Annotated in this window: 14 protein-coding genes and 1 pseudogene; 13 read left to right on the forward strand and 2 right to left on the reverse strand. The window is 53.3% G+C overall.

Features of this window, described 5'->3' with window-relative positions; translation table 11 throughout:
• Positions 1–35 precede the first annotated feature (35 nt).
• A complete protein-coding gene (locus BRO54_RS10550; protein WP_074043885.1) occupies positions 36–2,249 on the reverse strand; it encodes an EAL domain-containing protein in 2,214 nt (737 codons plus the stop codon).
• A 616-nt stretch (positions 2,250–2,865) separates the two neighbouring features.
• Between BRO54_RS10550 and BRO54_RS10555 the strand changes: the two genes are divergently transcribed.
• From BRO54_RS10555 to BRO54_RS10585, 7 genes and pseudogenes are all read left to right on the forward strand, one after another.
• Positions 2,866–3,891: an ABC transporter ATP-binding protein gene (locus BRO54_RS10555; protein WP_074043886.1), complete on the forward strand. Its 1,026-nt coding sequence runs from the start codon at positions 2,866–2,868 to the stop codon at positions 3,889–3,891.
• Positions 3,878–4,804, forward strand: a complete 927-nt coding sequence (locus BRO54_RS10560; RefSeq protein ID WP_074043887.1) for an ABC transporter ATP-binding protein — start codon at positions 3,878–3,880, stop codon at positions 4,802–4,804. The genes BRO54_RS10555 and BRO54_RS10560 overlap by 14 nt, the downstream gene beginning before the upstream one ends.
• A gap of 18 nt (positions 4,805–4,822) precedes the next feature.
• Positions 4,823–5,791 (forward strand): oligopeptide ABC transporter permease, encoded by a 969-nt coding sequence (opp4B, locus tag BRO54_RS10565; RefSeq protein WP_074043888.1) that lies wholly within the window; start codon positions 4,823–4,825, stop codon positions 5,789–5,791.
• Positions 5,792–5,812: 21 nt separating this feature from the next.
• Positions 5,813–6,721: an ABC transporter permease gene (locus BRO54_RS10570; RefSeq protein WP_074043889.1), complete on the forward strand. Its 909-nt coding sequence runs from the start codon at positions 5,813–5,815 to the stop codon at positions 6,719–6,721.
• Between the two features lie 14 nt (positions 6,722–6,735).
• Positions 6,736–8,517, forward strand: a complete 1,782-nt coding sequence (gene opp4A, locus BRO54_RS10575; RefSeq protein WP_074043890.1) for an oligopeptide ABC transporter substrate-binding protein — start codon at positions 6,736–6,738, stop codon at positions 8,515–8,517.
• A 12-nt stretch (positions 8,518–8,529) separates the two neighbouring features.
• Positions 8,530–8,763, forward strand: a pseudogene (locus tag BRO54_RS10580) (VOC family protein); the annotation flags it as partial.
• 181 nt (positions 8,764–8,944) lie between these two features.
• On the forward strand, positions 8,945–9,427 hold the full coding sequence (locus BRO54_RS10585) for a PaaI family thioesterase (RefSeq protein WP_074043891.1): 483 nt from the start codon (positions 8,945–8,947) through the stop codon (positions 9,425–9,427).
• Between the two features lie 355 nt (positions 9,428–9,782).
• On the opposite strand, the gene BRO54_RS10590 is transcribed toward BRO54_RS10585, so the two are convergent.
• Entirely contained in the window at positions 9,783–10,199 is a 417-nt protein-coding gene (locus tag BRO54_RS10590) for a PaaI family thioesterase (RefSeq protein ID WP_014195531.1), read from the reverse strand.
• 141 nt (positions 10,200–10,340) lie between these two features.
• Between BRO54_RS10590 and hutG the strand changes: the two genes are divergently transcribed.
• The 6 genes from hutG to BRO54_RS10620 all read left to right on the forward strand — a co-directional run.
• Positions 10,341–11,309: a formimidoylglutamase gene (gene hutG, locus BRO54_RS10595; RefSeq protein ID WP_074043892.1), complete on the forward strand. Its 969-nt coding sequence runs from the start codon at positions 10,341–10,343 to the stop codon at positions 11,307–11,309.
• Positions 11,310–11,313: 4 nt separating this feature from the next.
• Positions 11,314–12,795 carry a helix-turn-helix domain-containing protein gene (locus BRO54_RS10600; RefSeq protein ID WP_074043893.1) on the forward strand — a complete coding sequence of 494 codons (1,482 nt, stop codon included), beginning with the start codon at positions 11,314–11,316 and terminating at the stop codon, positions 12,793–12,795.
• A gap of 168 nt (positions 12,796–12,963) precedes the next feature.
• The gene (gene hutU / locus BRO54_RS10605; protein ID WP_176202408.1) at positions 12,964–14,619 is read left to right on the forward strand and encodes a urocanate hydratase; all 1,656 of its coding nucleotides are present in this window, start codon (positions 12,964–12,966) and stop codon (positions 14,617–14,619) included.
• 14 nt (positions 14,620–14,633) lie between these two features.
• Positions 14,634–15,908, forward strand: coding sequence for an imidazolonepropionase (gene hutI, locus BRO54_RS10610; protein ID WP_074043895.1), 1,275 nt, complete (start codon positions 14,634–14,636; stop codon positions 15,906–15,908).
• 105 nt (positions 15,909–16,013) lie between these two features.
• Complete coding sequence (locus tag BRO54_RS10615; RefSeq protein ID WP_074043896.1) at positions 16,014–17,342, forward strand: YjiH family protein; 1,329 nt, start codon at positions 16,014–16,016, stop codon at positions 17,340–17,342.
• Between the two features lie 149 nt (positions 17,343–17,491).
• A partial coding sequence (locus BRO54_RS10620) for a DUF4871 domain-containing protein (RefSeq protein ID WP_239691248.1) occupies positions 17,492–17,756 on the forward strand: 265 nt, incomplete at its 3' end.

Here is a 17,756-nt window from a genome sequence, read left to right on the forward strand (position 1 = left end):
AAACGCGGATGCCCTGATGACGGGCATCCGCGTTTTTACGTCCTTCGCTCGATACTGCGTGCTAGCAGGCCAGCTGCTTCATCTGCCGGCATGGGGGGCCGGAACAAGTAGCCTTGCGCCTCTTGACAGCCTTTTTCCCTTAAGTACTCGAGCTGTTCCTCGCGCTCTACTCCTTCGGCGACGACGTTCATGCCAAGATGGCGGGCGAGGGAGATGATCGTGCTTGTGATGATGCTGCCATAGTGCGAATGGGGGCAATCGGCGATGAAGGTACGGTCGATTTTCACGGTGTCAATGTTCAACTGTTTCAAATAGGCGAGTGAGGAATAGCCGGTGCCGAAATCATCGATGGACAAGCGCACCCCCATCTCTTTCAACCGGCGCAAATTGGCCAAAATAGTCGCTTCTTGATAAATGGCGATCGTTTCTGTAATTTCAAGTTCCAACCACGATGGCCTCATATTCGTCTCCGCCAAAATGGCTTCCACGCGGGCGGCGAATTGCGGATGGTGCAACTCTTTGACGGAAACGTTGACGGCCATTCGAACCGGTATGAACCCTTGACGGCGCCAACGTTCGTGCTGCCGGCATGCTTGGCGGATCGTCCATTCGCCGATGGGAATAATGAGACCCGTTTCCTCTGCAAGTGGAATAAAATCACTTGGCGGCACAATCCCTTTGGAGGGGTGATGCCAACGAATGAGCGTTTCCATAGCGGAAACAGCTTTTGTCCGCACATCGACAATCGGCTGGTACAATAGGACGAACCCATCCATGTTTTGTTTGACTGTTTGGTGCAAATCCGCTAACAAAAATACATTGGGAAGGCGCTGATGCTGCAGCGCTTCTTCATAAAGACAATAGCTGTTTTTGCCTTTCCGTTTCGCCTCCATGGCGGCCATGTCCGCCTGGCGGATGGCCGTGTCCGCATTGGCTTGCTCACCGTCGAAAAGAGCGATGCCGATGCTGGCCGTTATAAAAATGGTTTGTTCGGCGAGTGAAAACGGCTGGGCGATGAGCGCCAGCAAGTCTTCCGCTATGGCTGATGCTTCTTGGTGTCCATCGACTGGCGCGAGCAACACGATGAATTCATCTCCGCTCATATGGGCAGCGATGCCATGGGGATGGACGCGCTCACGAAGCCGGGCGGCCGTCTGTTGAAGCAACTCGTCGCCGATATGATGGCCGAACGAATCATTAATATATTGAAAGCCGTCTAAATCAATATACAAAATGGCGCCGTGTTGTTTCGTTTCTTTCAGTTTTGGCAGCATTGCCTTGGCAAGCTGCAAAAATCGACGCCGGTTCGGCAATCCGGTGAGCTCATCATAATGGTAATGGAACAGGGAATCATACAGCCGTCTGTTTTCTTCGAGCGCTTTCCTTGTTCCCTCATGTTCCATGGCGAGGCTCGCGAGCGATGACAGCGCCGACATGATCTCCATATCTTCCGGCTCCGGTTCGCGCTCGGTCGGATAGTAAAACGCCAGCGTTCCGAGCACATGGCCGGATGATGAGAGAATGGGCATGGACCAGCAAGCTCTCAACCCGTGCGCCAACGCGAATTGCGCATAAGACGTCCAGCGGGGGTCATTCGCCACATTGCTTGCAATCACGACCTCTTTTTGGTAGGCGGCCGCGCCGCACGATCCAGATTGCGGCCCGATTTCGATTCCATTCATGGCTTCGATATAAGCGGATGGCAAGCTTGGCGCTGCTCCATGGTAAAGGCGTCGCCCGTTGTCATCGGCAAGCAAAATCGAACAAACGGCTGGCGGCCGCAACGCTTCGGCCGCCTTGGCAATGGACGTGAGAATGGCATCGAGCGGCTCGTGTTTGGCGATTTGCTTCAAAATGTGAGTCTGTTCAGCGAGCAGCCGCTCCGCATGTGTTTCAGCGGTCATGTCAGAGCACGAGACGAGGAGGAACGGCGTATCGTTCAATGTTTTCCAACGCATATGCACGCGAACAGCGCATAATTTGCCGGTTTTATGCACCGTTCTGGCCGTGAATGTGCGAACCGCTTCATCGGCCGGTTGAGGAAGCAAGTGGGCGAGGGACGCCCAGTCGTCAGGATGGAAAATAGTTTGAAACGGGGCGCCGATGAGCTCAACCCGATCGTAGCCCAACGATGCACCGGCATAGTCATTCATATCGACAATCACCCCATGTTCATTCACCACCCATTGCACGGCAGGCATAAAAAAGTAAAGCGCCCCATAATGCGTCATGATCGACTGCTTGTCCATGCGGAAGCAATCCTCCAATCTGCGAAAAAATAAGGTGCACTATATCATTCTACCATGTTTTTGTCTATTTTTGTCTATTTTTGTCGAACGATTGCTGTATTTTTTCCACTGACTGTATAAAACGATGGACGCGGTGCATGTCCCCTCTTCTTGGCATTTTGTCGAGTAGGAGAGGGTGACTAACCATTCTCGTCAAGTTTAGAAATAAAAGGGCACATCACTACAACATGTACTTGACAAGCAAGGCGTTTTCTTGAGCCGCCATGTATCAAAATCATTGATTTGCTGATTTTTTTCTTATAGGCGTAAGTAAGGCATGTTCTGGAACAGTCAAGTTCAATTTTTGGTGAAGATTCATATTTTTTATAAAAATGGTACACCATCCTTACGCCTGTGAAATAAAGTCGAATTTTTTGTTCGACGAACATGAAGAAAAAAAGGCGAAAAATCCTTTGCACGACCTTATTATTTTATAAAACATTATTCTAAATAAACAAATAAGAGAAGGATAAAATTACAAAAAATATTGAACTTACAAAAAATTGTGATAGAATATTATCATAGAATTATATATAGTCTAAAATTTCGTTACACTAAATCAAAGGGGAAAGGCGCATTGGAAAAACAACCATTGTTGGAAATTGATCGATTGCGGGTTTCGTTTCAGATCGACGGCGACTATTATGCGGCAGTAGATGATGTTTCCTTGACGATTGGGGAAAACGAAGTCGTCGCTCTTGTCGGCGAGTCAGGGTGCGGAAAAAGCGCCCTTGCCCTTTCGATCATGGGGCTGCACCCGCCGGAGAAGACGAAAGTAGAAGGATGTCTGCAGTTTAAAGGGACGAACTTGCTGTCGTTATCTGTTTCCGAATTGAACCGAATCCGCGGTAAAGAGATCGGGATGGTTTTCCAAGATCCGTTGACAGCGCTCAACCCACTCATGACCGTCGGCCGGCAAATCGAGGAAAGCATGGATTATCATTTACGGCTGTCGGGGGCAGAAAAAAAGAAGCGAACGATCCGCTTGCTTGAGCGGGTCGGCATTCCTGAACCGGAAAAAGTGTACCATCGCTATCCGCACGAACTGTCCGGAGGAATGCGGCAGCGGGTCGTGATTGCGATCGCCGTCGCCTGCGAGCCAGCCTTATTGATCGCCGATGAGCCGACTACAGCGCTTGACGTGACGATTCAGGCGCAAATTATGGGGCTTTTGAAAGAATTGCAGCAGCAAATGAAAACGAGCATTATTTTGATCACGCACGATTTAGGGGTCGTGGCGGAAATGGCGGACCGTGTGGCGGTCATGTATGCCGGGGAAATCGTTGAATGGGCGGACGTCGATACCATTTTCCACCGCCCGCTTCATCCATACACTCGCTCGTTGTTGCAGTCAATCCCGTCCGCGCAGACGAAAAAGGAACGTCTTCACGTCATTCAAGGAATCGTTCCCCCGCTGCATAAGCTGCCGCGGCGAGGCTGCCGCTTCCAGCCGCGCATCAGCTGGATTGGGGCGGATAAGCACGAACCGGATCCGAAGCTGCGGGAAGTGGAGCCGGGGCATTGGGTGCGTTGCACATGTTACCAACATTTTTATTTTCCCGATGATCAAACGGTAGGTGGGGTCGGCTATGGCGCTTCTTAACGTCAACCATTTGAAAGTATACTATCCGGTGCGCGGAGGTTTTTTCCGCCGCGTGATCGACCATGTCCGCGCGGTGGACGATGTTAGCTTTTCTTTGAATCAAGGGGAAACGTACGGGCTTGTCGGCGAATCGGGTTGCGGCAAAACGACGACGGGGCGCACGATCATCGGCCTTATTCGGGCAACGGCCGGTGAAGTGCTGTTTGAAGGGACGGATTTGACAAAGCTGAATCGGCGTCAATTTCATGCGTATCGGAAAGACATCCAAATGATTTTCCAAGACCCGTACTCGTCTCTCAATCCGCGCAAACGCGTGCTCGATATTGTCGCCGAGCCGTTGCGCAACTTTGAAAAATTGTCGCCTCAAGAGGAGCGGAAAAAAGTGCAGTACGTGCTCGAGCGGGTCGGGTTAAGCGCCGAGTCGATCTATAAGTATCCGCACGAGTTTTCCGGCGGGCAGCGCCAACGCATCGGCATCGCCCGCGCGCTTACGCTCAATCCGAAGCTGATCATCGCCGATGAGCCGGTTTCGGCGCTCGATGTCTCTGTGCAGGCGCAAGTGTTGAACTTTATGAAAGACATTCAGCAAGAATATGGCCTTACGTATTTGTTCATCAGCCATGATTTGGGCATCATCCGCCATATGTGCGACCGAATCGGCATCATGTACCGCGGCCGGCTTGTCGAGGAAGGGACGAGTGAAGACATTTTCACGAATCCACAACACATTTATACGAAGCGGCTTTTGTCCGCGATTCCGAACGCCGATCCACGCGATCGCAGCAAACAGGCGGCGCTGCGCCGAGAAGTGGAAGAAGAATATGCGCAAGCGTATTCGCACTATTTCGATGAAAACGGGCGAGCGTATCCGCTTAAACCCATTTCGCCGACTCACTCCGTGGCTATTCCGTAAAGAGGGGAAGACGGAACGATGTTGAAGTTTATTTTGCGTCGAATCTTGATCATGATTCCGCAGCTATTTTTGTTAAGCGTCCTCATTTTCCTGCTGGCGAAGGCGATGCCAGGCGATGCGTTGACCGGCCAGCTGGCTGCCAATCCGAAAATGGATCCGCAAACATTGGAAGAGATGAAAGAGAAGCTCGGGTTAAACGACCCGGTACATATTCAGTACATCCGCTGGGTGAAAAACATGTTGCACGGCGATCTTGGCCTGTCTTATACCCATCAGCAGCCGGTCACGGACTTGCTGGCTGGAAGGGTCGGAAATACCGTATTGTTATCGGCGGCTATTTTAATTTTGACCTATCTCATCGCCATTCCGCTTGGCATTGTGTCGGGACGGTGGACCGACACGTGGGCCGACAAGCTCATTGTCGGCTACAGTTACATTGGTTATGCCACCCCGCTATTTATCTTTGCGTTGATTATGTTGTTTATTTTCGGCTTCCATCTCGGTTGGTTTCCGACCGGCGGAAGCGTGGATATTCAAGTTGAGGAAGGGACGCTGGCCTATTATTTAAGCAAATTGAACCATCTCATGCTTCCAGCCTTGTCCGGAGCGCTCATTAACACAGTGGTGACCATTCAATATTTGCGCAGCGAAATCATTGATACGAAAGTGAAAGATTTCGTAAAAACGGCACGCGCCAAAGGGGTGCCGGAGCGGCATATTTACTGGCGGCACATTTTGCGCAATTCGTTTTTGCCGATTGCGGCGTTTTTAGGCTATGAAATTACCGGTTTAATCGGCGGATCGGTCTTTTTGGAGTCCATTTACAGTTATCCTGGGCTTGGACAGCTGTTTTTGCAGTCGATTATGCAGCGCGACTACAGCGTTGTGACGGCGCTCGTCATGATTTCCGGAGTAGCCACCCTCGTCGGAACGTTATTATCTGACATTATATTAAGTGCGGTTGATCCGCGCATTCGCATTGAGTAGAAAGGGAGGAAGACGGAGGATATGAAACTGGAAGCAAACGGCCCAACGGCGGTCGGGACGAACGTCGAGAAAAGCCCTTCCCCCCTCTCCATTATGTGGCGGGAGCTCGTCCATGACCGGCTCGCGCTTGGCTCGCTCATCGTGCTGACAATCATTTTGCTCATCGTCTATGGAGCCTCGCTTTTTTTAGATCAAGAGGAAATTGTGAAAGTGGACTTTTTAGCCATTCACTCGCCGCCATCAGCGGAACATTGGCTTGGCACGGACTATGGCGGCCGCGACGTGTTCGGCCAGCTCATCATCGGTGCTCGCAATTCGTTTACGATCGGTTTGGCCATTACGCTCATCACTGGGGTGATCGGCCTCATTGTCGGATTGGTGGCCGGCTATTTCGGCGGCTGGGTTGACAATATCATTATGCGCATCATTGACTTCATTCTCGTCTTGCCGTTTTTGATGCTTGTGATTGTATTTGTTGCGATTGTGCCGAAATACAATGTATTGACGTTTATTTTGATTATGAGTGCATTTTTATGGACCGGCAAGGCTCGACTGATCCGTGCGAAAACGCTCGCTGAGCGTGAGCTGGATTACGTCAGCGCCTCAAAGACACTTGGGACGCCGGATTGGAAAATCATTTTGTTTCAAATTTTGCCGAATTTAAGTTCCATTATCATCGTCAATTTGACGTTGAATTTGGCCGGCAACATTGGCATTGAATCCGGGCTCACGTACCTCGGATTCGGGCTGCCGGAAAGCACGCCGAGCTTAGGGACGTTGGTCAGCTATGCGACCAACCCGGATGTTTTGCAAAACAAATGGTGGGTATGGCTGCCTGCATCATTGCTTATTTTAGTGATGATGCTGTGCATAAATTTCATCGGCCAAGCGTTAAAACGTGCGGCTGATGCCAGACAACGATTAAGTTAAAGGGGGAAGAAAAAGTGAAGCGAAAGTGGTTGGCGGCGCTAGCCGCGCTGCTGCTCGTGCTTGCCGGATGCACGGGCAACTCGTCGACAACTGGGGGGAAAGACAACAAAGAGAAACCGGCAGCGCAGAAAGAAGACATCAGCAAATTCCCGATGACGGTGAAAAACGACGGGAAAATCATCGACGGCGGTGTATTGAAATACGGACTTGTGTCCGATACGCCGTTTGAAGGGACGCTCAGCTACGCATTTTACACGGGAGCTCCAGATGCCGAAATTTTGCAATTTTTTGATGAGTCGCTTTTCCGCACGAACGGTGACTATGAAATTACAAACGATGGGGCTGCCACGTATGAGTTGTCGGATGATAAAAAGACGATGACAATCCATATTAAAGACAATGTTAATTGGCATGACGGCCAGCCGGTGACGGCGGAAGACTTGGAGTATGCGTATTTGGTCATCGGCCATAAAGATTATACGGGCGTCCGCTACGGTGATGCGCTCATCCAAGACATTGTGGGGATGGATGAATACCATAGCGGCAAAGCCGATAAAATTGCCGGCATTAAAGTGATCGACAAAAAGACGTTGACGATTACATGGAAACATGCAAACCCGTCTGTGTTGACCGGCATTTGGGCGTACCCGCTGCCGAAGCATTATTTGAAAGACGTGCCGATCAAACAGTTGGCTCAGTCGGATAAAATTCGGAAAAACCCAATCGGGTTCGGCCCGTTTAAAGTGAAGAAAATCGTCCCAGGCGAATCGGTGGAGTTCGTCCGCAACGATGACTACTGGGCAGGCAAGCCGAATTTGGAAGGGGTTATTCTGAAAGTTGTCAGCCCGCAAGTGGTGCTGCAAGCGTTGAAAAAAGGCGATATTGATATTGCGGAATTCCCAACGGATCAATATCCGAATGCGAAAGGAACGAAAAACATTCAATTTATCGGCAAGGTGGATTTAGCTTATAACTACATTGGTTTTAAACTCGGCCATTGGGATGCGAAAAAGCAAGAAAATGTGATGGACAACCCGAAATTCCAAAACAAAAAGCTGCGCCAAGCGATGGCGTATGCCATCAACAACCAAGAGGTGGCTGACCGCCTGTACCACGGCTTGCGCTTCCCGGCGACAACGCTCATTCCGCCGTCGTTCCCGGGATATCATGATAATTCAATTAAAGGGTACACGTATAATCCCGAAAAAGCGAAGCAGCTGCTTGATGAGGCCGGCTATAAAGATGTGGATGGGGATGGCCTCCGCGAAGATCCGAACGGCAAAAAATTCACCATTCACTTCTTGGCGATGAGCGGAGGAGACATTGCGGAACCGTTGGCAAAATTTTATATGCAATGCTGGAAAGATGTCGGCTTGGATGTGCAACTCGTTGATGGGCGATTGGCGGAGTTTAACTCATTCTATGATATGGTCGAAAAAGATGATCCGAAAGTGGATGTCTACGCCGCCGCTTGGGGAACGGGAACGGACGTCGACCCGTACGGATTGTACGGCCGAAACGTTATGTTCAATTACTCGCGCTGGGTGAACGAGAAAAACGATGAACTGCTCGAAAAAGGCCATTCTGAGCAGGCGTTTGACAAAGAATACCGCCGGAAAATTTATAGTGAATGGCAAAAGCTGATGAACGAAGAAGTGCCGGTCATCCCGACGTTGTATCGTTCGGCCATCTACGCAGTCAACAACCGCGTCGCCAACTTTACGGTTGATCCGAGCTCGAAGCTGACATGGAAAGACGTCGGCGTCACATCAGAACAGCCGGAAGTGGCGGAATAAACAAAAAATGGCGGCTCGATCATTGTCGAGCTGATCGAAGGATACAACCCGGATTTGCCGACGGAAGGAAAAGTGCACCATGTGGCGTTTACGGTGGAAGGCATTGAGCAGGAGAAAGAACGGCTTCAGTCGCTCGGCGTGCCGCTTGTGTGGGAAGAAATAACGACACTTCCGAACGGGGCAAAATATTTGTTCTTCCTCGGGCCCGACGGCGAATGGATCGAGTTTTACGAGCCTGCTCGATAAATGGCGTCACGATAGGCGGTCCGCTGTTTGGGCCGCCTATGAATTTGCCGTCTGGCGATTGGCGCTTCGTTCCATTTTTCTTCGTATGGCCTTGCCTGCCGCTAGACAACAACCGTCCATGTAGGAGTCGTCGTCTTCCCGATTCAATGGTATACTAGAAAAAGAGAGGGGGGAGGATGACGTGGAAGAAACGATCGTGCACGCGATTCAAGACGACTACCCTGATGAATTCGCTTGGTGCTACGGCTGCGGGCGTCTAAATGAACAAGGTCACCATTTCCGCACCGGATGGCAAGGAGACAAGACGGTGACGGTGTATACGCCGCGTCCAGAACATACGGCGATCCCGGGGTTTGTGTACGGCGGGCTGATCGCCTCGCTCATTGATTGCCATGGCACCGGTTCAGCGGCGCTTGCCTTGCATCGGAAAAACGGCCATGAACCAGGGAGCGGGGAAACGCCGCCGCGCTTTGTCACTGCGTCGCTTCACGTCGATTTCGTCAAGCCGACGCCGCATGGAGTGCCGCTTGTCGCCGTCGGCACCGTGACGGAGATTCATCCGAAAAAATGGCAAGTTGACACCGAAGTGTTCGCCAACGGCGAACTGTGTGCCCGCGGCCAAGTCGTGGCCGTCGTGATGCCGAAAACGTTTGTCCGGGCGTAACAAGCAACGAAAGGCGCCGGAGAACGGCTGTTTTTGACAGCGCTTTCTCCGGCGCTTGGCAACTGGTCGAAAACGGCTGCGCCTCACCTCGTTTCGCCATTGAGGACTGATGATGTCATGAAAAAGGCAACTCGACAACGCCTCTTCTCAAGTGGGGAAACCTTGTGAAATTGGTTCTCCTTTTTCAACAAAACCACCGATTTGGCGAACATCATCGTTTTTCACCGGTTTTATCGGATTCCTCTGATCATCGCTTTCCATGCGTTTCAAAACAACAACAGCAGCTGCTGTTTCGCCTCGTCGAGTCCAAGGAGAACGAGCATGCGCAAAAACGCCTTTTGGAGATCCATCACCTTCACGGTTTGTCCATGATCAGCACCGACGACGTGGCGCTCGCCACCTCTTTGCCGTTTTGCCGCACGATGGCGGTCACATAGGCGACGGTTTTCCCGAACTTTTCCACCCGCGCCTCGATTTCGGCTTCCCCAGCCGCCGCCGGGCGGTGAAACGTCGTCTGCAAGTTGATGGAGGCGTGCATTTGGTCATCGCGAAGCAAGGTCGTCACCGCATACGCCATGAGAATGTCCGCCGCCGCCCCGACGAACCCGCCCATAATCACCCCGTTGCCGTTGAGCAGCGATTCGCTGATCGTCCATACGCCTTTCGCATAGCCGTCTCGGGCTTCCGTCAGGCGGACGCCGAGCGTTTCGTCGCATGGGGGCGGTGCGCTTTGACCGGCGATGACAGCGTGCAAGTTGGTCATTGGCTTCATGTGGAACACCCTTTCTGTCGTCAATCATGTTTTTTTATTCGCCAAACGGCGGCGATTTCCTCTTTTCGCGTGCATGGGGAGGAGAACGGCAAAGCTGTGGCGAAAGAAACAAGCAGCTGATGATGGAAAGGAGATGGTCTCATGTATCAACCGCCAGACGCCGGCCGTTGGACGGGACGGATTGACAGCGTGAGCGATGAGCAGGCGTTTCGTCTTCATCAGCGCATTCGCTTGCTCGATTTGTCGCAGCCATTGGAGACGGTGGAACGAGCGGCGGCATTCATCGGGTTTGCGTGCGACGAAGGAGTGCGCCGCAACCAAGGCCGCCAAGGGGCGAAAGAGGCGCCGGCCGCCGTCAAAGCGGCGCTGGCCCGGCTGCCTTGGCATCTTCCGGAAGGGGCCGCAGCGTACGATGCAGGCGATGTCGTTTGCGTGGACGGACATCTCGAACAGAGCCAAGCCGAGCTCGGAATAGCCATCGCCCGCCTCCTGCAACACAACATGGCTCCTATCGTGATCGGCGGCGGCCATGAGACGGCGTATGGGCATTACTTGGGCGTCCGGGAAGCGCTTGGGACGGATGCCCGCCTTGGCATCCTCAACATTGACGCCCATTTCGACTTGCGCCCGTACGATGACGGGCCGACGTCCGGGACGATGTTTCGGCAAATATTGGATCAAGACGAACGGGTCCGTTACTTCTGCCTCGGCATTCAGCGGCTTGGCAACACGGCGGCGCTGTTTGCGGCGGCCGAGACGTACGGCTGCCGGTACATGCTTGAAGACGAGCTGACCGCAGGGCCGATCGAGGCCGCCTATGAACAAATCGAGGAATTTGCCGCTCATCACGATGCCGTGATGTTGACCATTTGCATGGACGCCATCAGCGCGGCCGCCGCGCCGGGGGTGAGCGCGCCGTCGCCGTTTGGACTCGCTCCGTCGTTGGCGCGCGCTCTCATCCGCCGAATCGTTTCTCATCCGAAAACGATCAGCGTCGACCTTTGCGAAGTCAATCCACTCTTGGATGAAGGCGGAAAAACGGTGGCGTTGGCCGCCGCCTTTTGCATGGATGCACTCCTTCATTTTCGACGCTTGCAGCCAAGGCGGTGAGAACGTGAAATTGGTCATTGCCGAACGGGACGACAAGGAACGAGAAGCGATCCGCTGGCTCGTTTCCGCGTATTCGCTGCCGATCGAGCAGGTGTACACGGCGGCCAATGTGGAGGAGATGATGGCTCTTCTTGAGCGGGAGGCGCCGGAGCTATTGTACGTCGAACTGGATATGATTCCGTATGAACGATGGTCGAAGGCGACATCCCACGTCCGCTTGTTTTGCCAACGCGTGATTGCCGCAACGGCCGAGGCGACGTTTGCGCGGGCGAAACAAGCCATCGACTGGCAATGCGTCGATTTGCTTGTGAAGCCGCTTGAGCCCGCCAAGCTGAAACAAGCGTTGAGGACGGCGGTTTCGCTTTCCTCAAACAGCCGCTCGAGCCTGACAGCGGGTTTTGACGGCCATGACGACTACCGCGCATTATTTTACGATGACCCCGCCGCAGCTTCCACCCATGTATGGCTTGTGCAGGCGGAACAGCCTGCCTTGTCTCGAGAAGTGATCCGCTTTTTAACGAGCTATCCGTTTCGCGGACGGGCGCGCGTATTGCCGCTCACCCATATGGCGGTTTGCCTGCTTCCCGATTTGCCGGGCGACGGGAAAGAAGAGGCGTGGAAGCTGCTGCGCGATTGGGAAGAGGAGCATCATGAGCCGCTCGCGGTTGTCGTGATGCCGCCTGATGGCCGGAAAACGGTGCGCGGGCAATACCAAGCGGCCCGCCGGTTGCTGGAGACGACGTTTTTCATTGGCTATCGCCAAGTGATCGCTCCCGCTTCGGAATACGAACAGTGGCGTGAGCTCGATCCGTTTTTGACGCCCGAGGAGCAGCGGCAATGGATCGAGATGCTCGAGCGGTTCGACCATGAAGGGGTGAAGCGATGGCTGCGGCGCGAATTTTCCCATTGGGGGCCGCCGTTTCCGAGCCCGGAGATGGTGCGGACGCGGCTGACGAGCATCTTGGCGCAAATCCGCCGGTTTATGAAAACATACGGCCTTGACCGCGGCGGAACCGAGCGGGAGTATATGCGCATTTTTCAAGACATTTTGTACAATCCCGTCTTGTATCGCATCGTTCAAGAATTGATTTTATTTTTATATCGGTTGTTCCATGAGGCCAAGCAGGCCGAGGAAGACGCGCGCGTCGACGCCGTGGAGCGCGGCCTCCGCTATATGGAGGCGCATTTTCGCGATCCGTCGCTCACGCTTGAGCGGGTCGCGGCCGCCGCCGGGCGCAGCCCCGCGTATTTCAGCCATTTGTTGTCGAAAAAGCGCGGCGTGACGTTTCGCCAGTGGCTGACAAACCGGCGGCTTGAGGAAGCGAAACGGCTGCTTCGGCAGACGGATTTGTCGATTAAAGAAATCGCCGAACAAACCGGGTTTCGCACCGCCCATTATTTGATGCGCGTCTTTAAAGCCGAACTGAACCAGACGCCGACCGCCTACCGCGATGAACAACGGCTGAAACCGTCATCACCGCGGTAGGCGGTTTTTTCAAAAGAAATGAACATATATCAAAAGAAATGGATAGATGAAGTGAAAAGAAAAAAGAAATTTCAAAAAAATTGGATCATCTTGAAAAGACGAGAATCTATCTCCATCCTCTTGGCTTCCTTACAATAAAAAGCAAAGAGGAAAAAGGAGAGGATGACGATGGCAGAAAAACGGACCGTACGCCCGTTTGCGGGAACAGAGCGGCGGGCGAAAGGATGGATTCAAGAAGCGGCGTTGCGCATGTTAAACAACAATTTGCATCCCGATGTCGCCGAGCGGCCGGATGAGTTGATCGTCTACGGCGGCATCGGCAAGGCGGCGCGCAACTGGGAATGTTACGAGGCGATTGTGGACACCCTTCTTCGTTTAGAAAACGATGAAACGTTGCTCATTCAATCCGGCAAGCCGGTGGCGGTGTTTCGCACGCATCCGGACGCCCCTCGCGTGCTGATCGCCAACTCCAACCTCGTGCCCGCATGGGCGACGTGGGACCATTTCCACGAACTTGACAAAAAAGGGTTGATCATGTACGGACAAATGACGGCCGGGAGCTGGATTTACATCGGCAGCCAAGGGATCGTCCAAGGGACGTATGAAACGTTTGCCGAAGTGGCGCGCCAGCACTTTGGCGGCACGCTGGCCGGGACGATCACGCTAACCGCCGGCCTTGGCGGCATGGGCGGGGCGCAGCCGCTCGCCGTGACGATGAACGGCGGCGTCTGTCTCGCCATCGAAGTCGATCCGGCCCGCATCCAGCGCCGCATTGACACGAATTACTTGGATACGATGACCGACAGCCTAGACGCGGCGCTCGAGATGGCGAAACAAGCGAAGGAAGAGAAAAAAGCGCTGTCGATCGGCCTTGTCGGCAATGCGGCTGAAGTGTTGCCGCGTCTCGTCGAAATGGGCTTTGTTCCGGACGTCTTGACCGATCAAACGTCCGCCCACGATCCGTTAAACGGCTACATCCCGGCTGGCCTTACGCTTGATGAGGCCGCCGAACTCAGGGCGCGCGATCCGAAGCAGTACATCGCCCGCGCGAAACAGTCGATCGCCGCGCACGTGCGAGCGATGCTGGCGATGCAAAAGCAAGGGGCGGTGACGTTTGACTATGGCAACAACATCCGCCAAGTGGCAAAAGACGAAGGGGTGGACGACGCCTTCTCCTTCCCGGGCTTTGTGCCGGCCTACATCCGTCCGCTCTTTTGCGAAGGAAAAGGGCCGTTCCGCTGGGTGGCATTATCGGGCGACCCGGAAGACATTTATAAAACCGATGAAGTCATTTTGCGTGAATTCAGCGACAATGAGCGTCTTTGCCATTGGATTCGCATGGCGCAAAAACGCATTAAGTTCCAAGGGCTGCCGGCGCGCATTTGTTGGCTCGGCTACGGCGAGCGGGCGAAATTTGGCAAAATCATCAACGACATGGTGGCCAAAGGCGAGCTGAAAGCGCCGATCGTCATCGGACGCGATCATTTGGATTCGGGTTCCGTCGCTTCGCCGAACCGGGAGACGGAAGGAATGAAAGACGGGAGCGACGCCATCGCCGACTGGCCGATTTTAAACGCGCTTTTGAATGCGGTTGGCGGCGCGAGCTGGGTGTCGGTTCACCACGGCGGCGGCGTCGGCATGGGCTACTCGATTCACGCCGGCATGGTCATTGTCGCCGACGGCACGAAAGAGGCGGAAAAACGGTTGGAACGGGTGTTGACGACCGACCCGGGGCTTGGTGTGGTCCGCCACGCCGATGCCGGGTATGACCTTGCCATCCGGACGGCGAAAGAAAAAGGCATTGATATGCCGATGCTCAAGTAGAAAGGGGGATCCATATGCGCCCGCTCTTTGTCCGCCGCGCCCGCCAGCTCGTCACGCTGGCGGGAAGCTCCGCGGCCCCGCTCGTCAAGGAGAAGATGAGCGATCTTCACATCATCGAAAACGGCAGCGTCTGGATCGAACATGGCACGATCGTTGCGGTTGGTGCGGACGATGAACTGGCCCGCCAATTTGCTGATCGGCTCGCCGAAGCGGAAGTCATTGACGCCAAGGGCAAAACGGTTACGCCTGGGCTTGTCGATCCTCATACCCATCTCGTTTACGCCGGCAGCCGCGAACACGAATGGACGATGCGCCTACGTGGAGCGACGTACATGGAGATCATGAACGCGGGCGGCGGCATTCATGCCACGACAAAAGCGACGCGCGAGGCGTCGAAAGAGATGTTGTATGAAGAAAGCAAGCGGCGGCTCGATCAGTTTTTGCTTCATGGGGTCACGACCGTCGAAGCAAAAAGCGGCTATGGTTTAAGCCTTGAGCACGAAATCAAGCAACTTGAAGTCGCCAAGCGGCTCCATGACACCCACCCGGTCGATGTCGTCTCCACGTTTCTTGGCGCCCACGCCGTTCCGCCGGAATGGAAACACGACCCCGATGAATACGTCCGCCTTGTCATCGACGAGATGATTCCCGAAGTGAGTCGGCGGGGGTTGGCCGAGTTCAACGACGTCTTTTGCGAGCGCGGCGTCTTTACCCCCGACCAGGCGCGCCGCATGTTGGAAGCTGGAAAAGCGTACGGCTTGACGCCGAAAATCCACGCCGATGAAATCGAGCCGTATGGCGGGGCGGAACTGGCAGCCGAAGTCGGCGCGATATCCGCCGACCACCTGCTTCGTGCGTCAGACGAAGGGCTTCGGCGCATGGCGGAGCGCGGCGTCATCGGCGTTCTCTTGCCGGGCACGGCATTTTTCTTAATGACAAAAGCCGCCGATGCCCGCCGTTTGATCGACGCCGGCGTTCCCGTCGCTTTGGCGACCGACTGCAACCCTGGTTCGTCGCCGACCGTCTCGCTGCCGCTTGTCATGAGCCTTGCCTGCCTGCATATGGGCATGACTCCCGCTGAAGCGATGGCCGCCGCCACGATCAATGCCGCCCATGCCATCGGCCGCGCTCATCTCGTCGGCAGCCTCGAGCCGGGGAAGAAGGCGGATTTGGTCATTTTCCATGTGCCAAATTATATGCAAATCATGTACTATTACGGCGTCAACCATGCGGAGACGGTGATCAAAGGTGGAAAGGCGGTGGTGAAGGAAGGCAAGGTGTACATCTGAAGGAGGAATGGTCTTCCGTCGAGGTGTTTGGCGACCGGGAGCGGTTATGCTTCCGGCCGTGCTGTCGTCTTTAGCCTGTAGAAGAACAAATGGGGGTGGAGGAAAATGAAAACGGATACAAACATGGCGCCATCCGTGCCGACACCAACGCCGGCAAGCGGTGCATGGAAGTTTTTCGTTTACAGTGCCATCGGGATTTTCGTGTTTTTCGTTCCCGTATCCATCGGAGGCAAATCGTCTATTTTGCTCGATCATATCGTGACATGGATCCGCACACACTTTTCAGCACTTGTTCCCTATTATGCTCTTATAGTGATCACTTTAGGTGCGATGTACCCATTTTACAAGAAAACATGGAATAAAGATGCCGTGACGACGGTTTTTTCGATATTGAAAGTTTTTGGACTCATCGTGGCGGTCATGTTGGTGTTTCGCATCGGTCCGTCGTGGCTGTTTCAACCGAATATGGGGCCGTTTTTGTATGACAAACTCGTCATTTCCGTCGGCTTGCTTGTGCCGATCGGTTCCGTCTTTCTCGCTCTGCTTGTCGGCTACGGGCTGCTCGAATTTGTCGGCGTTTGGATGCAGCCCGTCATGCGGCCGATTTGGAAAACGCCAGGCCGCTCGGCGATTGACGCCGTCGCTTCCTTTGTCGGCAGCTACTCCATTGGGCTATTGATCACCAATAAAGTGTTTAAAGAAGGCAAATATACAGTGAAAGAAGCGGCGATCATCGCCACTGGCTTTTCCACTGTGTCTGTTACGTTCATGGTCGTTGTCGCGAAAACATTAGGGCTGATGTCGATCTGGAATACGTATTTTTGGGTGACATTTCTTGTGACGTTTGCTGTCACGGCGTTCACCGCCCGGCTTTGGCCGTTAAGCCGCATGAGCGATGAGTATTACAATGGCAAGGGGGATCCCGAGCAAAAAGTGACGGGCAACTATATGAAACAAGCTTGGACCGAAGCAATGAGGGCGGTAGAGCAGTCAAAAGGAATCAGGACGAACATATGGGAAAACTTGCGCGATGGCTTCATCATGACGATGGGAATTTTGCCGTCCATTATGTCAGTCGGACTGATCGGGCTGTTGCTCGCTGAATATACGCCATTGTTTGACTGGTTAGGCTACCTGTTCTATCCATTCACCCTTCTGTTGCAAATCCCTGAACCGCTGTTGGCAGCGAAAGCATCAGCCATTGAAATCGCGGAAATGTTTTTGCCAGCTTTGCTTGTCACCGAAGCTCCGCTTGTCACGAAATTCATTATTGCTGTTGTATCCGTATCGGCGATCCTATTCTTTTCCGCTGTCATTCCATGCATTTTGTCTACGGAAATTCCGCTCAGCTTGTCGAGGCTGCTTGTCATTTGGTTCGAGCGGACCGTATTAACGCTCATCCTCACCGCCCCGCTTGCGTACTGGCTGCTTTGACAACGGGTTGGCGCCTGGACAGAAGGGGGGTTATGTTCCTTTCATCTTGGGAATAAGCGAGGAGAACCCGACTTCTAAGCGATAGCGAAAGTCGGGGAGGAATCGCTAAAAATTATGATATCATTAAATTAGTGAAAGGTGGTGAAAATGTGAAACATTTGCTAGTCATCGTAATCCTTTTTTCTTTATCCGCATGCAGTATATGGGAAAAGAATAAAGAGATGAGTGATATTGAAAAAATACCTGTTAAAATAGATCAAAAAGTAATCAGTCATATCAATTGGGAAGTAAGCCCGGTTTTTCAATCTGGAAATTATAAAATGCGCGGAGTACCAAACAAAGTGGGTTTCATTGATGAACCGTTTATAGCAAACAAAGATAGCAAATACATGTGGCATTTCTGGGGGGACTCCC

The organism is Geobacillus proteiniphilus (assembly GCF_001908025.1).
Taxonomy (GTDB): domain Bacteria; phylum Bacillota; class Bacilli; order Bacillales; family Anoxybacillaceae; genus Geobacillus; species Geobacillus proteiniphilus.